Annotated in this window: 15 protein-coding genes; 7 read left to right on the top strand and 8 right to left on the bottom strand. The window is 56.2% G+C overall.

The window, feature by feature from the left end; genetic code table 11:
- Positions 1–39: 39 nt before the first annotated feature.
- Entirely contained in the window at positions 40–1554 is a 1515-nt protein-coding gene (locus TX82_RS12760; protein WP_005011492.1) for an SLC13 family permease, read from the top strand.
- A gap of 3 nt (positions 1555–1557) precedes the next feature.
- On the opposite strand, the gene TX82_RS12755 is transcribed toward TX82_RS12760, so the two are convergent.
- From TX82_RS12755 to waaC, 4 genes are all read right to left on the bottom strand, one after another.
- Positions 1558–2343 (bottom strand): enoyl-CoA hydratase-related protein, encoded by a 786-nt coding sequence (locus tag TX82_RS12755; protein ID WP_005011491.1) that lies wholly within the window; start codon positions 2341–2343, stop codon positions 1558–1560.
- 95 nt (positions 2344–2438) lie between these two features.
- The gene (gene gcvPB / locus TX82_RS12750; protein WP_005011489.1) at positions 2439–3935 is read right to left on the bottom strand and encodes an aminomethyl-transferring glycine dehydrogenase subunit GcvPB; all 1497 of its coding nucleotides are present in this window, start codon (positions 3933–3935) and stop codon (positions 2439–2441) included.
- Positions 3936–3969: 34 nt separating this feature from the next.
- A complete protein-coding gene (locus TX82_RS12745) occupies positions 3970–4167 on the bottom strand; it encodes a Trm112 family protein (protein ID WP_005011485.1) in 198 nt (65 codons plus the stop codon).
- A gap of 13 nt (positions 4168–4180) precedes the next feature.
- On the bottom strand, positions 4181–5827 hold the full coding sequence (gene waaC, locus TX82_RS12740; protein ID WP_187291972.1) for a lipopolysaccharide heptosyltransferase I: 1647 nt from the start codon (positions 5825–5827) through the stop codon (positions 4181–4183).
- Positions 5828–5925: 98 nt separating this feature from the next.
- Here waaC and TX82_RS12735 point away from each other — a divergent pair, with 98 nt between their 5' ends.
- The 6 genes from TX82_RS12735 (at position 5926) to TX82_RS12710 (ending at position 14510) form a co-directional block, all read left to right on the top strand.
- Positions 5926–6624, top strand: a complete 699-nt coding sequence (locus TX82_RS12735; protein WP_005011481.1) for a TIGR04282 family arsenosugar biosynthesis glycosyltransferase — start codon at positions 5926–5928, stop codon at positions 6622–6624.
- Positions 6621–7904, top strand: a complete 1284-nt coding sequence (gene hisD / locus TX82_RS12730; RefSeq protein ID WP_005011479.1) for a histidinol dehydrogenase — start codon at positions 6621–6623, stop codon at positions 7902–7904. The genes TX82_RS12735 and hisD overlap by 4 nt, the downstream gene beginning before the upstream one ends.
- A gap of 361 nt (positions 7905–8265) precedes the next feature.
- On the top strand, positions 8266–10251 hold the full coding sequence (locus TX82_RS12725) for a cytochrome ubiquinol oxidase subunit I (RefSeq protein ID WP_005011477.1): 1986 nt from the start codon (positions 8266–8268) through the stop codon (positions 10249–10251).
- A 93-nt stretch (positions 10252–10344) separates the two neighbouring features.
- Complete coding sequence (locus TX82_RS12720) at positions 10345–11700, top strand: cytochrome c family protein (protein WP_005011476.1); 1356 nt, start codon at positions 10345–10347, stop codon at positions 11698–11700.
- A gap of 26 nt (positions 11701–11726) precedes the next feature.
- Positions 11727–12734: a c-type cytochrome gene (locus TX82_RS12715; RefSeq protein ID WP_005011474.1), complete on the top strand. Its 1008-nt coding sequence runs from the start codon at positions 11727–11729 to the stop codon at positions 12732–12734.
- 60 nt (positions 12735–12794) lie between these two features.
- Positions 12795–14510, top strand: coding sequence for a c-type cytochrome (locus TX82_RS12710; protein WP_244875038.1), 1716 nt, complete (start codon positions 12795–12797; stop codon positions 14508–14510).
- 144 nt (positions 14511–14654) lie between these two features.
- Here TX82_RS12710 and TX82_RS12705 read toward each other — a convergent pair whose 3' ends face one another.
- From TX82_RS12705 to TX82_RS12690, 4 genes are all read right to left on the bottom strand, one after another.
- Positions 14655–14876, bottom strand: coding sequence for a DNA-directed RNA polymerase subunit omega (locus TX82_RS12705; RefSeq protein ID WP_005011471.1), 222 nt, complete (start codon positions 14874–14876; stop codon positions 14655–14657).
- Between the two features lie 82 nt (positions 14877–14958).
- A complete protein-coding gene (ltaE, locus tag TX82_RS12700; RefSeq protein ID WP_005011469.1) occupies positions 14959–15993 on the bottom strand; it encodes a low-specificity L-threonine aldolase in 1035 nt (344 codons plus the stop codon).
- Between the two features lie 3 nt (positions 15994–15996).
- Positions 15997–16311, bottom strand: a complete 315-nt coding sequence (locus TX82_RS12695) for a hypothetical protein (RefSeq protein WP_005011466.1) — start codon at positions 16309–16311, stop codon at positions 15997–15999.
- 162 nt (positions 16312–16473) lie between these two features.
- The coding region (locus TX82_RS12690) for a porin (protein WP_042251263.1) at positions 16474–17576 on the bottom strand (1103 nt) is incomplete at its 5' end.

Here is a 17576-nt window from a genome sequence, read left to right as displayed (position 1 = left end):
TTACGGAAAAATTCCTGATCCGACAAAAAACTGGCATTGATGGCAGGCGGCCTGTTCCTGTTCGGCCTGCTGGTGGTGAGTCCGCCGCTTGCAGGGCTGAGTGCCGACGCGCAGAAAATGGTTGCGGTGACGTTCCTCATGGCCGTCCTGTGGATTGGCGAGGCCATTCCCATCCCCGCCACGGCGCTCATTCCTCTCGTGCTCTATCCCCTGCTCGGCATTCTGCCCAGCAAGGACGTCGCCCCTCATTACGCCAACCACCTCGTGTTCCTGTTCATGGGTGGATTCATGATCGCGCTGGCGATGGAGCGCTGGAACCTGCACAAGCGCATCGCACTCGTCATCATTCGTGCCATCGGCGGCAGCCCCAGCCGGATCGTGCTCGGCTTCATGGTGGCCACCGCATTTCTTTCCATGTGGATTTCCAATACCGCGACGACGATGATGATGCTCCCCGTCGGCATGGCGGTGGTGCAACAGATTGCCGTGCAGACACGGGCGAACAACGGCGACGCGGTCGATCCCGCGGTCGTTGAAAAGCAGTTCGGGCTGGTGCTCATGCTGGGACTGGCGTACGCCGCGAGTATCGGCGGAGTGGGGACGCTCATCGGTACACCGCCCAACATTGTTTTCGCCGGGTTTTACAAGAACAGCTTCCCTGAGGAACCCGACATCACCTTCACTGGCTGGATGGGCTACGCCCTGCCAGTGGTCATCGTTTTCCTGCCGCTGGTGTGGCTGTACCTGTGCCGTTTTGCGACGGGCGTTTCCCTGTTTCAATTTCAGGTGGAAGACGGTACCCAGAGCGTGATCGACCGCGAAATGGAATCGCTCGGACCCATGAGCCGTGCGGAAAAGTTTGTCGGCGTGGTGTTTGTGACGACGGCTTTCCTGTGGATCTTCCGCAAGCCCATTGCCGTGGGCGGGCTGAGTATTCCCGGCTGGTCGGAGGCCTTTCCCTGGTCGTTTTATCTTCATGATGCGACCGTGGCGATCCTGATGGGACTGGTTCTCATGATTGTACCCATTGGTTATCCCGGCGGCATGATGCTGGGCGAGCGTCGCGAGTTCTTTGCGCTCGACTGGAAAACCGTGCAGGAGGGCGTGCCGTGGGGCATCCTGCTGTTGTTCGGCGGCGGGTTTGCGCTGGCAGCGGGTTTCCGTGAAACGGGGCTCGACCTGTGGATCGGCGAGCGCATCGCAGCGGGCAACGGGATGCTTTCTCTCTGGGGCCTGGTTCTCGTTTTGTGCCTCGGCATCACGTTTCTCACCGAGTTCACCTCCAACACCGCGACGGCGACCATGATCCTGCCCGTCATTGCCGGTGCCGCAGTGGCCATGCCGTACCATCCTCTGCTTCTCCTGATCCCGGTCACGCTGTCGGCGTCGTTCGCGTTCATGATGCCGGTGGCAACGCCGCCCAACGCCATCGTGTTCGGAAGCGGCTGGGTGACGATTCCCAAAATGGCCAGGGTCGGGTTCTTCCTCAACCTGCTGGGAGCGGGGCTGGTGACGGTCTGGATGGTGTGGGTGGTGCGGGGGTGGATCGGTTGATTCTCACCTTCCGGTGAACTTGGGCACACGTTTTTCCAGGAACGCGCGAATGCCTTCCTTCGCATCTTCCGTATCGAATCTCGCACCAAACAGGCGCGCTTCTTTTTCAAACGCGTGTTTTTCCAGTTCGTCGTCGCGGGGGAGCAGGGTGGCGAGGATGGCGTTCACCGACCCCTTGCTTTTCCCCTGCATCTGACGAGCCAGTTCAAGCGCCGTCTCCAGCGCTGCACCGGGTTTCACCACCTGGTGCACGATGCCGAGACGCGACGCCTCCGCGCCGTCGATTTCCTTTGCCAGGAGAATCATGTTAATGGCCTGCGTGACGCCCAGGATGCGCGACAGGCGCACCGTGCCGCCGAAACCGGGAAGCAGGCCAAGGTTCACCTCCGGCAGGCCAAGCCGCGTTGCGGTGGTGGCGATGCGCAGGGGACAGGCCAGCGCCAGCTCCAGTCCGCCTCCCAGACAGACGCCGTCGATGGCGGCGATGACGGGTTTCGGCAGGTGCTCGATCTGGTGCAGGACCGCCTGGCCGCGCTCGGCGTAGGCACGTCCCTCATTGGAGTTGCGGATGGCGGCGAGTTCGCGGATGTTCGCCCCCGCGGAAAAGAATTTGGGCAGGGCGCTGTGGATCACCACGGTGCAGATGTCGATGTCGCCTGCGAGGTGCTGGATCCGGCAGGCGAGTTCGTCGAGCACCGAACGGCTGAGGGCGTTCACCGGGGGGTGGTGGAGGGTCAGGACGGCGGTGCCGTCTTCGACCACCTGCGACAGATGCGTGGTGTCGTTCATGAGCGCCCCCTGAAAAAAGGATCCCGCCTGCTTCAGGCATTATATAGCAAGAGGGCGAAATTCAATAATGAAGCCGGGAGGGAAAGCGTTCCGTATCAGGACGTTGGTTTCCAGCGCAGTTTGGGATGGCGCGCGGCGCGGGCTTCGTCCGGGCGCGACACCTTGGAGAGATACGGCGCGTCGTGGAAACTTTCGGCGTCGTTCTCCGCCTGTTTTGCAATCTCTTTCATCGCCTGAATGAACTCATCGAGCGTCTCTTTGGATTCGGTCTCGGTCGGCTCCACCATGAGCGCGCCCTTGACGATCAGCGGGAAGTACACCGTCGGCGGGTGGAATCCCTTGTCGATGAGTGCCTTGGCGATGTCCATCGTCTTCACGTTCTGCTTGAGCTGGTTCTTGTCGTTGAACACGCACTCGTGCAGGCTGGGTCCGGGGTAGGGCAGGAAATAGGTGTCCCTGAGCCGCGCTTTGATGTAATTGGCGTTCAACACCGCCGACTCGCAGGCCTGGCGCAGGCCGTCGGGTCCAAGCGTGCGGATGTAAACATACGCACGGAGGAGGATGCCGAAATTGCCGTAGAAAGCACGCACCTTACCGACGCTTTCCGGCCGGTCGTAGTCGAGTGAAAACTGTCCGTTGTCGTTCACGATGCGCGGTACGGGCAGGTACGGTTCGAGAATCTTTTTGACGCCGACGGGTCCGGCGCCCGGTCCGCCTCCGCCGTGCGGGGTGGAAAAGGTTTTGTGCAGGTTGAAGTGGAGCACGTCCACGCCCATGGTGGCGATTTTGCAGACGCCCATCAGCGCGTTCAGGTTCGCGCCGTCGCAATAGACGAGACCGCCCTTGCCGTGCACGATCTCGGTGATTTCAAGAATATCCTTTTCGAACATGCCCAGCGTGTTGGGATTGGTCAGCATGATGGCGGCGGTGTCCTCGTCCATCAGGTTGCGCAGTTTGTCGATGTCGATCAACCCCTCGGCGTTGGATGGGATGTGGACGACGTCGTAGCCGCACAGCGTGCAACTGGCAGGATTGGTGCCGTGCGCCGAGTCGGGCATCAGCACCTTGCTCCGCTGTTTGCCTGTGGCCTGGTGGTAGGCACGGATGGTGAGCATGCCGGTCATCTCGCCATGGGCGCCGGCGGCCGGTTGCAGGCTGACCGCATCCATGCCGCTGACTTCCTGCAAAAACTCCTGAAGCTCGTGCAGGAGCCGCAGGCTTCCCTGGGACAGGGGTTCCGGTGCATAGGGATGGTTCTGCGCGAATCCCGGCAGGCGGGCCATGTCTTCGTTGATTTTCGGGTTGTATTTCATGGTGCACGAGCCGAGCGGATAGAACGCGCTGTCGATGCTGAAATTCCACTGAGACAGACGCGTGTAGTGGCGCACCACGTCGAGTTCCGACAACTCGGGCAGGTGATCAATGGGATCGCGGAGTTCCTCCGGCGGCAGGAGAGTTTGCAGTTCCACTTCCGGGATGGTGCTGGATGGCAGGGAATAGGCCCTCCGTCCGGGGGAACCCAGTTCGAATACCGGGGGTTCCTCGAACACCAGTCCTTTGATGCCGGTTTTGCTTTCTTCCGCGTGTGCCATGAAATTCCTTTTTGGGTTTATATATTGAAATGGGTCAGTTTGCTGTTTGGGGGTCGTCCGCCTTGCTGGTGTCCTCCGCCTCGTTCATGAGCATGATGGGAATGCCGTCGCGGATGGGATATTTCAGTTTGCAGGTGGCGCACAGCAGGCCGTCGTCATTTTCGGACAGGCGCAGGTCTCCCTTGCACTGAGGGCAGACGAGGAAATCGAGTAGTTCTTTGTCAAAAGCCATGAGTTATCCGGGTTCAGTCAACTTGAATTCCGTTCTGACTCCGGGATGGTTCCGGATGGGAACGGCCGTTCATGCAGGCACGCACCGTTTCGAAGACTTCGTCAACCGATATGCCTTCCATGCATTCGTTATGGGTGGGGCACGTTCGCTTGTAGCAGAAGCTGCAATGCAGTTTTTTGACGATCACCTTGTGAAGTGAGCCGTAGGGTCCATTATAAACAGGATCGGTGGGTCCAAACAAGGACACAGTGGGAATCCCCAGCGCCACGCACAGATGCAGGGTTCCCGTGTCGCCCCCGACGAACAGGCTGGCGCGGTCGAACAGGGCCATGCTCTGGTGCAGACTGCTGGGCGGCGCCACCCAGTGCGGTTGTTTCATGTGCGAGGCCAGGCGGTCCACCTTGTCTTTTTCCCCGGGGCCCCAGGTGAGCAGGATATTGGCATCCAGCTCGTTGTGAATTCGATCGCCCAATTGGGCAAAGCGATCGAGGTCCCACTGTTTGGTCTTGTAACCGACCCCGGAATGGAGCACCACCACCGGCCGCGTGCCCAGGTCCGGATTCCGGTCGAAAAATTCCTGAGCCTGATCCTGGGCGGCTTCAGGAATCCGCACCACGAACTCCTGCGACAGGTCCCGAGCACCGAGTGCGCGGATCATCGACAGATTTTTTTCGACGACGTGGATGGTGCGTCCCACCGCCGGAACCTTGATGTTGGTGAACAATGCGTTCCACTGCTCGCGGCAGTCGGTGCGGTCGAAGCCGACGCGGAGCGGCGCGCCGGAAAGCGCGGCCAGCACCCCGGTTTTAATGAGCCCCTGGATGTCGATGGCGAGATCGAAATTACGACCGCGCAGTTCGCGGTAAAAGGATCGCATTTCCCTCAGGGTCGCGGGGGTGAGGTTCTTTCTCCATTCGCGGGTGCGCACCACCAGCACCTCATCCAGGTCCGGGTTGCCGTCCAGGACATCCGAAAACTTTTCCTCCACCACCCAGGTGATGTGTGCGTTGGGAAACGTCTGGCGCAGCGTGCGGAGGGCAGGCAGGGTGTGCACCACGTCGCCCAGGGAACTCAGGCGCACGAGCAGGATGCGCCGGATGTTCCAGCCCGGTCCGTTGAGGGGCAGGACCTCCGCGGCCAGGTTCCAGTTTTTCGGCGCGAATTTGTAAATGGAAAAAGCCATGACTGTTCCCACAATCATTCCGGCCACCACGTCGGCCGGATAATGCACCCCTTGATACAGTTTGCTGATGCATCCGCCCAGTGCGAACAGGAACACCGGCACCGCGGCGCGGCGGAAATAGCAGGCAGTGATGGTGGCGAAGGCGAACAGGTTGGCCGCCTGCGACGAGGGAAACGAATACGAATTGGAGCAGTAGATCAACGGTCTCAAAAATTCCAGGTCGTGGCAGGGCCGGGTGCGGGCGAATATGGGTTTCAGCACCTCATGAACCAGAAAATCGGTGAGCAGGACCGCCACCGCCGTCGTCAATAAATAATACAGGCCATTTGTTTTTTTGAGATAAATCAGGGCGCCCGCGGCAACCAGACCGGGAAGCAGATAGACCCGTTTGTCATTCACAGCGACAACGAAAGAGTCCAAGGTCGAAAATTGCAAATTCTGCTTGATCCAGTACAATACCGCGATTTCAAATTCCATCAGCAAGTCCAATTTGTGTTGCGTTTCAATGGTTTCCAAGTCTATGGGCATTGCTGGGGGGAGTCAATTCTTTTGTCAGTTCCGAAAGGCCTTGAGAAGTGGGAGTTTCCGGAAAACAGGCAGTCATTCTTTTCGCCAGGGATCCGCAGCCGGGAAAGGTGAAAACCCGCCTTCAGTCCTGGCTGGACACCGACACCACCTACCGGTTGTATTGCCATATCCTGGAAGACAGTCTGCGCAACGTGTGTGCCGTGGAAGGGGTGGACCGGTTCGTTGGCATTCATCCTGCTCACCGGTCCGGGTTTTTCGACACGGTGGAAAAATCGGGTCAGGTGCGCCTGTTCGAACAGGAAGGGGAGCACCTGGGCGCACGCATGCGGAACGCGTTTGACCAGAGGTTCGCCGAGGGTTACGAGACGGTGGTGATCATCGGGTCCGACAGCCCGACTCTGCCCGTGTCGTATATCAGGCAGGCGCTCGACACCGGTCGGGACATGACACTGGGCCCGTGTACCGACGGCGGTTATTACCTGATCGGCATGCACCGCAAAGTGACCGACGTGTTCGAGGGGGTCGAGTGGGGATCCGAACACGTGCTGACCGCTACGCTGGAGCGGGTGAAGCAGGCCCGCAACACATTGTTGCTCCTGCCCGTGTGGTATGATGTCGATCGTCCTGAAGATCTGCGGTTTCTCAAAACACACCTTGAATACCTTCAGCATACCGGGCTTGAGGGACACACCGACACATTGCGCTTTCTTCAACAATTGAATCTGAACTGGGAATCTGCCGTATGAGGTTACTGAAATTTTCCGATCCCGATTACCGGGAAGAAATCGAGCGTCTCGTGAACCGTTGCGACGTGGACTTTTCCACCCAGGACGAAGCCGTGCGCGACATCATTGAACGTGTGAAGAAAGAGGGCGATGCCGCCGTGGTCGCGCTGACCAACCAGTTCGATCATACTGAATACAGCGTAGAGGACCTGCGTGCCACGAAAGAAGAAGTTCAGCAGGCCTACGATGCCGTCAAGCTCGAAGAACTGGAAGCGCTGAAGCTCGCGGCGGACAACATCGAACGCTACCACCAGAAGCAGGTTCAGCATTCTTGGGAATACAAGGAAGGCGAAGTGTACCTGGGGCAGATGATCCGGCCGCTGGAGACGGTGGGTGTGTACGTACCCGGAGGGAAGGCATCGTATCCGTCTTCCGTGTTGATGAATGTGATTCCCGCACGCGTGGCAGGGGTCGAACGTATTGTCATGGTCAGCCCCACACCGCGCGGAGAAGTGAGCCCGCACTGTCTCGTGGCCGCGGACATCGCGGGTGTCGACGAAATTTACAAGGTGGGCGGGGCCCAGGCGGTGGCGGCATTGGCACTGGGAACCGCCACGATTCCGCGCGTCGATAAAATTGTCGGTCCGGGTAATATTTATGTTGCCCTCGCGAAGCGGCTGGTGTTCGGGCTGGTCGACATCGACATGATCGCCGGGCCGAGCGAGATCCTGGTTTTGGCGGACGACACTGCACGCGCCGATTTCATCGCCGCCGACCTGCTGTCGCAGGCAGAGCACGACGAAGACGCCGTGCCGATTCTGGTGACGCCGTCCGAGGCGCTGGCTGAGGCCACGCGCGAGGAAATCAACCGTCAGAAGGCGGAATTGGGCCGCAAAGGCATTGTGGATGCGTCGCTTGAAAACAAATGCCAGCTGATCGTGACCCGCACGCTGGACGAGGCGGTGGACCTCGCCAACCGGGTGGCCCCCGAACATCTGGAACTGGCGGTGGACAATCCCCATGAGATGGTGAAACGCATCCGAAACGCCGGGGCCGTGTTCATGGGCCATTACACCCCGGAAGCCATCGGGGATTACCTGGCGGGCCCCAACCACGTGCTTCCGACCAGCGGAACCGCCCGCTTTTCGTCGCCTTTAGGCGTATATGACTTCATAAAACGCACGAGCCTGATTTCTTATAATAAGGAGGAATTGGACCGGGTGGGGCGGGCCTGTAGCGTACTGGCTGAAATGGAAGCTCTGGAGGCCCATTCCAGGGCTGTGAAAATCCGGATTTCATAAGGGGTTTAATCCCCGGAAACCCTTAAAAACAAAATGCTAGAATTTTCTTGACAACCCTAATGAGCCATGTTAAAAATCGGCGTCTTATTATGTCCAAGTGCCCTTATTTGCCATAAGGCCTTATTATACAAAGGTTATTGAAAACAAGCACTTAGGCAGGCGGTAGTGACTGGATGGCGTGAAAAAGGCTTCAGAAATGCATCCTGTGAACGTCTGGTGGTTGGCGGAATCTGTCGTAGTTACAGGAGCCGAACGTGCCCGAAAATAAAGGAATTTTGAAGAAGTTTTTGAATATAGAAGTATTATCCAAGTTATTGTTTTTCTTTTAGGATACCGGATCTTTCCTTAAGGAGGTTAGACGATGTTCAACGCAGAGGCTAGAAATTCCAAAGTGCTGTCCCTGGCACTGGTTCTGGCGTTCACCTTGTTTGCTCTTCCCGCGGTATTTGTTGATCAGGCCCAGGCCAAGGAGGCGTTTGCTGAGCAGGTTTTTGCTGAGGAAGCGTTCGCCAAGGAAGTATTGGCTGACGAAGAGGCCGCCGGTGAAGAGGGCTCAGGTGCGCCGGAAGTTGAGTGGAGTCAGGACGTGTTTTACAAGGACTGGGAGGGGAATCCGCTCAAAGGTCCGGTAAGCGGCGCGCCTGCTCCTGAGTTGGGGCCGAATGACTATGACAGTTATTCTTTTGTTCCCAGCCGCATCCTGATCTGGATTGCCAACCAGCAGCACCTGTATTTCGGTAGCTTCGTGTTGGCGGTTCCGATTTTTTGTATGCTCATCGAGTTCATTGGTATTCGTACCAAGGAAAACGATCCGGTCCTTTCTGCCAAGTATGACCGGCTGGCTCACGACCTGATGAAGGTTTCGCTGACTGCGTATTCCTGGACGGCGATCCTCGGTGGTATTCTGCTGTTCTCCTTCATCACCCTGTTCCCCGGATTCTTCAAGTACATGGCCAGCATCTTCCGGCCCGTCATGCACGTTTACGCGCTGATGTTTCTGGCGGAGTCCGGCGTTCTCTATGTCTACTACTATGGCTGGGACAAGATGAGCCAGGACCCGTTCCTGAAATGGATCCATGTTTCCCTGTCGGTTCTGCTGAACCTCATCGGTACGATTTTGATGTACCTCGCGAACAGCTGGGCGACCTTCATGCAGGCGCCGGGCGGTATCGACGAGCAGGGACGCTTTCTGGGTAACATCTGGCATGCCATTCACTCCACCCTGTGGAATCCGGTTGGCGTGCATCGCATCCTGGGTAATATCGTTTTCGGTGGTGGTATCGTTGGTGCTTATGCCGCGTATCATTACCTGAAAGCAAAAACCCCCGAAGAAAAAGCCCATTACGACTGGGTGTGTTACATCGCCATGTTCATCGCCATCTTCGGTCTGATCCCGCTGCCTTTCGCGGGGTACTGGCTGATGAAAGAGGTGTATGCATTCCGTCAGCAGATGGGCATCACCCTGATGGGCGGCATCATGGCATGGCTGTTCATCATTCAGGCCGTTATGATCGGTCTGCTTTTCTTCGGTGCGAACTCCTACCTGCATAACTCGATGTCCCGCGTTAAGGGGTCGCATCGTTACATGAAGTACTGCAAGTACATGGTTCTGCTGTTGATCCTCTGCTTCACGGCGTGGATGACCCCGCACACCATCGTTATGACGCCGGCTGAGCTGAAAGCGATGGGTGGCGCGCAGCATCCGATTGTCGGTCACTTTGGTGTTATGTCTGCCAAGAACACCGCGGTGAACCTGATGATCACCTGTACGGTTCTTTGTTTCCTGTTGTATCAACGGTCTAATAAGAGGATCGTGGTGCCCTGGGCGACCATCGGGAACTGTTGGCTGACCGCCATTTTCATCGGCGCTGCCATCAACATCGTGTTCCTCGGTGTATACGGTTACTTCCTGCCCGCCAACCAGCGCGTGGGTCTTTCCGTTCCACAGGTAACCACCACCTTGACGACTCTGTTCGTTGGCACGGCCATCAATATCTCCATGTTCAAGGATGCGGAGTCGTTTGGTGAGATTGAGTGGGGTACCCAGTCGAAAGTGGGCACCTACGCCATTCTCCTGATGGCGATCTCCTTTACCTGGCTGATGGGCCTCATGGGTTATATCCGCTCGGCGGTTCGGTTGTTCTGGCATGTCACCGAGGTTCTGCGTGATAACTCGGTGGATGCTTACACCCTGACCATTGGTGAAGCGGGTAAAATCCTCACGTTCAACGCCCTGTTTGTCTGGGTGCAGTTCGTGGTTGTTTTCTGGGTAGGTGGCTTGGCTGGTAAGAAGAAGGCCGCTGAGGTTCCCGAAGGGGTTCCGGTACCTGCTCAACAGCAACAGTAAGAAATAGATGAGCCGCCAGCCTCCTGGCTGGCGGCTTGTTTGGAATTTAACTTAAGTTTTTAGTCTTGTATTAGCCGAGGAGAGGAGAAAGGGATGCTTCCAGAGCAGCACGATATTTTGTGGTCTTTTCTCACAATGATGTGCACCATCTTCGCTCTGTATGTGTTCAATTCCATCGTCCAGATCTGCCGGGCGAAAGAGGAAGTGAATACGACGAAGTGGGGCGTGGTGTTTGGCGCGTTTTTGGTGGTTATCTTTGTGATGACCGTCCATATGTTCACTCTGGTTCAGCGCGACCAGATGTTTTTCTTTTTCTTCAGACAGTTGCCGGTGGTTCTGCTCCTGCTCCTGGTTTGGGGATATTTCTTTAAAAGCGAAGATATCGAAAGCCAGTCCGAGCCTCTGATTCGGGCCGGCTATTTTTTCGCGGTCGTTTCCATTCTGCTTGCGGGTTACACCAACTGGTTGCCGCAGCAGCGCAGTGATCCTCCGCCCAAGGGGGGTATCGAGCTGACCGGTGAGATGACCATGGAAGAATTCGCCGAGCTGGGTCGCGTGATTGTTTTTGGTGCAAAGCAGGTGGCCGGCCAGAAAGCCATTGGTAAAGGCCAGTGTCCCCTGTGCCACAGCTTCGATCCGGGTGACCATATGGGTCGTTGCCCGAACTTGTTCGGGGTTGAGGAGCGAAGTCATTCGCGAGTCAAGGAAGACCGTTATCTGAACTCTCCGATTAAGGTCGGTGAAAAGGATCAGGCTTCCGGAATCATCAAGGGCAAGCCTGAAGAGATTCCTGAAGAATACCGCCGCAGTGGCCCCTATGAGCTCTCCGGTGAGGATTACCTGCGCGAGTCTCTGATGTGCCCGTCCTGTTACGTGGTTGAAGGGTTTGGTAAGGCGGGCGACACAGTCAGCCCGATGCCGATCATCCACAAGCCGCCGATCAGCTTGAGCCGCATTGAGTTGAATGCGGTTGTGGCCTGGATGCAGGCCAAGGACACGCCCGGAGACTTTGCAAAGGTTACGGTTCCCTTGCCTTCACCTGAGGATAATGCCGCTCAAGAAGAAGAGTCGGGCGGTGATGATGGGGAGCGGCCTGTCTTTGTGACCGGTAACGAGCCAATTGAGGAGATCATCAATACGCTGGGTTGCCCGCTCTGCCACAAGATTCCGGGAATTCCGGGTGCTGTGGGTGAGTTGGGACCGCCTCTGTACGAAAAGGTGAATACCCCGAAACGTTTGAAAGACCCGAACTACAAGGGGAAAGCCAAGACAGCTCATGAGTACACCAAAGAGTCAATCCTCAACCCAAGTGCGTATGTCGTATTTAATGAGGAAGCCGGCGAGCCGTATCCCGATGGCGTCATGCCCCAGGATTTCGGTCAAAAGCTGTCGGTCCAGGCTCTCGATAAGTTGGTGGACTTCATCGCCAACACGGAACCTGAAGGTTAATCCTGGAGGAAATCGGGAGGATTTCAATGAATCAAGGTGTTAGAAACGTAGTAATAGGTTTGGTTTTATACGCCGTGGGCTGGGCAGTGTTTCACTTTGCCCTGTTGCCCTGGTTTAAATCCGGGGAATCCGGCTGGTTCCATTACATCATCCAGAACCGGTACTCCGGCTTCGGCATCCTCATGCTTTACTTTGTGGCCTTCAACCTCATTTTAAAGCTGAAGCCGCCGATGTTTATGAACGCAGCTGTCGTTTGGCTTGCGGGTTTGTATTTTTACAAATTCATTCTGTATCCGCCGATCCCGTGGACGTTGCTGATCACCTACATGATGTTGTGGACGATCGGTACGTTTCTTTATATTTCGCAGGATCCGAAAACGTTTACGGAATTCCGTCAGCCGATTGTTCACACCATCCTGGCTGAAACCAAGGGTTTCAAGATTGCCAGGTTGATTGCCTTCACGGCACTGCCCCTGCTTGTTGGTTTTGCCACTTACGACGGCCTTCTGCCTAAGTTCCAGGAGCCGGTAGAGTTGCGGACGGTCCATCCGGCACCGCCCGCCACCACCCGGGTCCATGGTAAAACCTATGCTCTGGAAGGTTTGACCAACCCCTTCCGTATCGATGAGCAGGATAACTATAAGGACAGTTTTCCTTTCCTCGATGCTGACAAGCAGGAGTACATGAAGTATGTAACCGAAGGTGGTACGGTATTTTTCGAAAACTGCCACTACTGCCACGGTGATCAATTGAACGGCTTGGGAATGTTCTCCCATGTTTTTAACCCCACTCCCGCCAACTTCGTCGACCCGGGAACCATCGCCATGTTGCGCGAATCGTTCCTGTTCTGGCGTGTTGCAAAGGGCGGACCTGGTTTGCCGAACGAATCCACTCCGTGGTCCTCGGCGATGCCGCCTTGGGAGGAACACCTCAAAACTGAAGAAATGTGGAAAGTCATTCTGTTTGAGTACTGGTACACAGGGTGGCATCCGCGTACGTTTGACGACGAATCTTCGGTTAAGGGTGGAGAGTAACCGTTCATTCAATGAATTGAAAATTCAAGGTTTTAAATATCTTTCATGAACGAGGAAAACATGATGAGCATTTCCAAAAAGATCGTTAGGCGCTGGCTGGTGACGGCAGTTACATTGGCCGTCCTGAGCGTGCCTTCCATCCTTTTTGCTCAAGACTACCGCAAGCCGGATCCGGTCCAGGAAGACAAGCTGGAACTCGGTAAGAAGGTTTATTTCAAGCGGTGTGTCTGGTGCCATGGGGTGGAAGGTGGCGGTGACGGTCCCTCGGCGGACCGCCTGTTCACCCGCCCGCGTAACTTCATCCAGGGTACTTTCAAGATCCGGACCACGGACTCAGGTGAGTTGCCGTTGGATGAAAACCTGATCAAAACCGTTAAAAACGGCCTGCCCGGGTCGGCCATGCCGCCTTGGGGTGAAGTTCTCAGCAATGAAGAAATCGTATCCGTTGTCCAGTTTGTCAAGACACTGGTTCAGGATCGTGACTTCAGCGGTGATTTTGAAGAACTGGCAGTTCAGGACTTCGGGACCATGCCGTGGAGTGTAAAAGAACCTTACTATATGGGTGTTCCGCAGGAAGCCATCGATGCCGGTAAGGAAATCTTCCAGAAAAACAAATGTTGGGAGTGTCACGGTGGCGAAGGCCGCGGTGATGGTAACCCCACCATGAAGGATGACTGGGGATTCCCGATCGTGGCAGCTGACTGGACGCAATGCTGGAACTTCCGTGGCAGCCGCCGCGATCCCTACAATCCTTTCCACGTTGTTCGCACGGTTTCCACTGGGTTGAATGGAACCCCGATGCCGAACTTCAAGGATCAGATCACGGTGGAAGACCGCTGGAAGCTGGCTGCTTTCGTCAACTCCCTGTGTCCGCGGAAGAAAATCGATGCGTTGACCAACAAGCCTGTCAACGACTTCCTCATCGGTTCCAAGTACACCGAAGGTCCTGTCTCTACGGATTTCAACGATCCCATGTGGCAGGCTCCGGAGCACGATCCGAGGATTGTGAATCGCCCGGAAGGATATGAAGGCGACCAGAAATGGCATTACATCGCCCTGGCTGGTCAGATCACCCGGGGTAAGCGCAACTTCGACCCGAAGGTGGACAACCTTTGGGTTATGTCGCGGTGGAGTGCCGAGGAACAGGCTGTGTACTACCTGGTTGAGTACCATCAGCGGTTTCTGGGCGACGATCCTGAGTATCCGGAAGCCGTGGCCATTCAATGGCCGGGCAAACTCGAGGAGCTCTTCGGCGCGGAAAAACCGTATTTCATCTACGGCGATTCCAAAAAGCCGGTTGACATCTGGAAGGCCAAATTCCTTCCTAAAAACTATTCCCCCACCAATGCACCCAACCCCGACGGTTACGATCTTGACATCAGCGTCGTCGAGCTGGTTGGTCATGGTTTCGAAGATGTGTCGGAAAAAGAAACCCCCGGTGGTGTGGAAATTGTCAACTCCAAGTTCCATCAGGGCCGAGTGAAAATCATGTTCAAACGGTCGTTGACCACTGAAAATCCCGATCAAACGGATGTTCAGATCCCGACCAAATCTTTTATCCCGATTTCCTTCATGCAGTGGGCAGGACGGGATAAAGAGCATGACGAGCACATGGCGATTTCGACTTGGGCTTACACCATTCTCGAACCGCCTCTGCCCGCAGAGCGCATCTGGCTGCCGCCTATCATGGCTGCCGTTTTCTTCGGCTTCCAGCTTTGGCTGGTGCGGATGACCAAACGGACCCGCCAGATGCACGCTGAAGGGAAAGCAAATTAATTCCCTTTAACGACGCAAAACCAGAAAGGCCCGCCGAAAGGCGGGCCTTTTTTTATTGTCTGAATTATTGTAAAAGCCGGGATGGTGCGGCTGAGCCGGGGGTGCTTCTTTCTGGATTAAAAATTGGGGAGGGGACGAGGCGGTTCAGGCGCTGATCTGTTCGAGGTCCATGTTGCCTTCGATGATTTCCCGCAGAGACAATTCATAGAAACTTTTGGGGCTGTCGTATTCAGCTTCCTTCACTTCAATCGTAGGTTGGGCCCCTTTTTCCAATTGATGAATCCGTTGGGCCACCAGGATGCATAGCAGGTACCGGCTTTTCACCACATCCAAGGCTTTTTTTTCCAAAACAAGAATTTCGTCCATTCGGTTTCCTTACCTTTATACGTTAAAAACCTAAATTTTAGAGAGTTCCCCACCCCCTGTCAAAGTTTTCCTGCTGACAGGTCTATTTTAAAATTTCGCGCAGTATGTCCAGGGTGGTTTTTACCATGCCATTAGTGATATGACGGTGCAGGACCGCCCGGAACCAGCTGTCACCCATGTGCAGGACGCGGACCCCCTTGTCATCGAGCAAACGCTCCAAAGCTTCTGCACCCATGTCCGGATGCTGAAGGCGAAAAAACAGGATGTTTGTGTAGACCCGGTCACAGTTGATTTGGATACCCGGGGTCTTGTGAAGGCCCTGTGCCAGTTCCCTGGCATTGTTGTGGTCTTCTATAAGTCGTTTCGGATGGTGGTTCAGGGCTTCCAGGCCGGCAGCCGCAAGGATTCCCACCTGCCTCATTCCCCCCCCCACCATTTTTCGCCACTTGCGGGCGCGGGCTACCCAGTCCGCAGGGCCGCATATGAGGGAACCCGCTGGTGCGGACAATCCTTTCGACAGGCTGAGCATGATGGAATCCGCGTCCCGGGTGAGGGCAACGGGTTCGACCCCAAGCGCCACCGCAGCATTGAACAAACGGGCTCCATCCAGGTGGATTTTCAGGTCGTTTTGGTCCGCAAGTGACCGTACTTCCTGCATGTACTCGACCGTAAGGGGGTAGCCTCCGCAGTAATTGTGCGTGTTTTCCAGGCAGATCAGGCGCGTTGGTGGATAATGCACGTCATCCTTGCGAATGGCGGCTTTGACCTCCCCCATATCGAGAGTTCCGTCGTCCCGGTTGGCCACGGGGTGGGGGTGGATTCCGCCGAGAGCGGAAAGGCCTCCGACTTCGTTGATGAAAATGTGGCTGCGCCGGCCGAGGATGATTTCGTCGCCGCGCTGGCAGTGGGTGAGGAGGCTGACCAGGTTACCCATGGTGCCGCTCGGTACGAACAGGGCGGCTTCCTTACCCGTTTTTTCCGCCGCCAGTTCCTGCAGCCGGTGCACGGTGGGATCTTCGTCGAAAACGTCGTCCCCCACCTTGGCATTCGCCATGGCCTGCCGCATGGCGTCGGTGGGTTGGGTGAGGGTGTCACTGCGGTAATCGATAATCTGCATGAATCAGTCCTGTTTCTTTTCTGAACGGAAACGCTGGATGCGGTAATACACCAGCGATAAAAGGAAGACCGGGACGGCAAATCCACCCAGGATGATCTGCCGGGCCAGGGAAGCGGAAAACTCCAGAGCCACCAGCAGACGGTACTGCTGGGTCACCACCAGGGCAAGGATCACCGCGACGATCAGCATGTACCCCATGCGTTTCGATCCCTTGCCGCCGGGGAACACCATCGAATGCGCGATGAAGTTCAACCCCAAAAAAAGCAGGCCGCTAAGGAACATGAGGTAAACGATGAAGTTCTGGGTATCGGTCAGCAACAGAAGTCGGCCCCGGTTGGTTGGTCTTGCCGTATTTTATCCGCTCCCCGCGGCAGATTAAAGTTCTTTACCGGGTGCAGAGCCCTCGTGTCCGGGATACCGCAAAAAAAAAGCCCCGGGTTTCACCCGGGGCCAGATATGCTGTGAGAAGTTCAACTTGCGTCAAAAGTGAATCAGGGTGTTGAAGGCAACTGTATCCTGGTGTCGGGTTCCGGTACCCGACTGGGTTTCGAACACGCTCAGGTTCGACTCGTCATGGCGGTATTCCACGCGAATGATCATGTTCTGCAGGACGCGGAATTCCGGAGTGATGGTGAACTCGCGCAGGCTGTTGTTGACCGCACCGAGACGGAAACCGTCCTGATCCCGGAACCAGGCGGAACGCACGTTGAGGGAAAACCACTTGTTGAAGTCATAACGTACGATTCCGGCAACCCCCCACCATGTGGCGGTGCCGGCACCGGGACCCGAGTTCTGCTCCGATCCGTAATCCGCGTTCAACTGCAAGGCCAACTGGTTGGTGATTCCGATGTCGATGACGGTATCGAAAATATTACGCCAGTTGTCGTTACCCCTGTCGGTGCCCAGGGTCCCCTGGTTGCCACCCATGTAGTTGAACAGAATGCTCACATTCTCAAACGGCAGGTAGCCGATCTGCGCGCCGAAGGACTTTTCGGAGTTGTTGTCCGTGGTGCCCGCTTCCTCCCAGTTGTTGGCGATCATGAACATCACGCTCCACTTTTCATTGATGTCGTAGGAGGCCCGGATGCCGGTGTGCGTGAACGGAATGCCCCAACCGAATACAAACGTCCGGGAAAAGTTCGTGTTCCAGCCATCGTAACCGTCAAACACTTCGGCTCCGACATGGGTCACGAACTTGCCGAAATCAATTTTCAATCCCGAGCCGACGGGGGCGTTCCAGGTGACATAAGATTGCTGGAGGTCAAAATCGTCGTCGCCGGTTGCAAGTCCCCTAACATTGGCTCCGGAGGTGGGCGAGCTCCGCAGCCGCTGGGCGCCCTCCGGCAGGCTGAAACCGAAGGTGAGGTCGAATCGGAATCCGATGTCGCCTTTATCATCGGCCTGTTTCAGGAACACCAGTTCCGTATTGTCCAGTTTGAAGCTGTTGTCGTCCTGATCGAATATGCGGACGCAAGCGGTGAGCGGGGCCACGCCGCAGTTGGTATTGGTCAGGGGACGGTTGAAATTGTAACTGTAAGAAGATGAGACGAAGCCGTGCACCTCCACGTCTTCCAGCAGTTTGA

It is taken from the genome of Nitrospina gracilis 3/211 (genome assembly GCF_000341545.2).
In the GTDB taxonomy this organism is placed as follows: domain Bacteria; phylum Nitrospinota; class Nitrospinia; order Nitrospinales; family Nitrospinaceae; genus Nitrospina; species Nitrospina gracilis.
Note: the sequence above shows the minus strand (reverse complement) of the source record. Positions and strands in the feature narration are given on the sequence as shown.

Excerpts from the sequence above, each read along its gene's own strand:
- waaC (WP_187291972.1), bottom strand. The coding sequence starts at position 5,827 with ATGGAATTTGAAATCGCGGTATTGTACTGGATCAAGCAGAATTTGCAA.
- TX82_RS12715 (WP_005011474.1), top strand. The coding sequence starts at position 11,727 with ATGAATCAAGGTGTTAGAAACGTAGTAATAGGTTTGGTTTTATACGCC.
- TX82_RS12745 (WP_005011485.1), bottom strand. The coding sequence starts at position 4,167 with ATGGCTTTTGACAAAGAACTACTCGATTTCCTCGTCTGCCCTCAGTGC.
- TX82_RS12720 (WP_005011476.1), top strand. The coding sequence starts at position 10,345 with ATGCTTCCAGAGCAGCACGATATTTTGTGGTCTTTTCTCACAATGATG.
- ltaE (WP_005011469.1), bottom strand. The coding sequence starts at position 15,993 with ATGCAGATTATCGATTACCGCAGTGACACCCTCACCCAACCCACCGAC.
- TX82_RS12755 (WP_005011491.1), bottom strand. The coding sequence starts at position 2,343 with ATGAACGACACCACGCATCTGTCGCAGGTGGTCGAAGACGGCACCGCC.
- TX82_RS12725 (WP_005011477.1), top strand. The coding sequence starts at position 8,266 with ATGTTCAACGCAGAGGCTAGAAATTCCAAAGTGCTGTCCCTGGCACTG.
- gcvPB (WP_005011489.1), bottom strand. The coding sequence starts at position 3,935 with ATGGCACACGCGGAAGAAAGCAAAACCGGCATCAAAGGACTGGTGTTC.
- TX82_RS12760 (WP_005011492.1), top strand. The coding sequence starts at position 40 with ATGGCAGGCGGCCTGTTCCTGTTCGGCCTGCTGGTGGTGAGTCCGCCG.
- TX82_RS12705 (WP_005011471.1), bottom strand. The coding sequence starts at position 14,876 with ATGGACGAAATTCTTGTTTTGGAAAAAAAAGCCTTGGATGTGGTGAAA.
- hisD (WP_005011479.1), top strand. The coding sequence starts at position 6,621 with ATGAGGTTACTGAAATTTTCCGATCCCGATTACCGGGAAGAAATCGAG.
- TX82_RS12710 (WP_244875038.1), top strand. The coding sequence starts at position 12,795 with ATGATGAGCATTTCCAAAAAGATCGTTAGGCGCTGGCTGGTGACGGCA.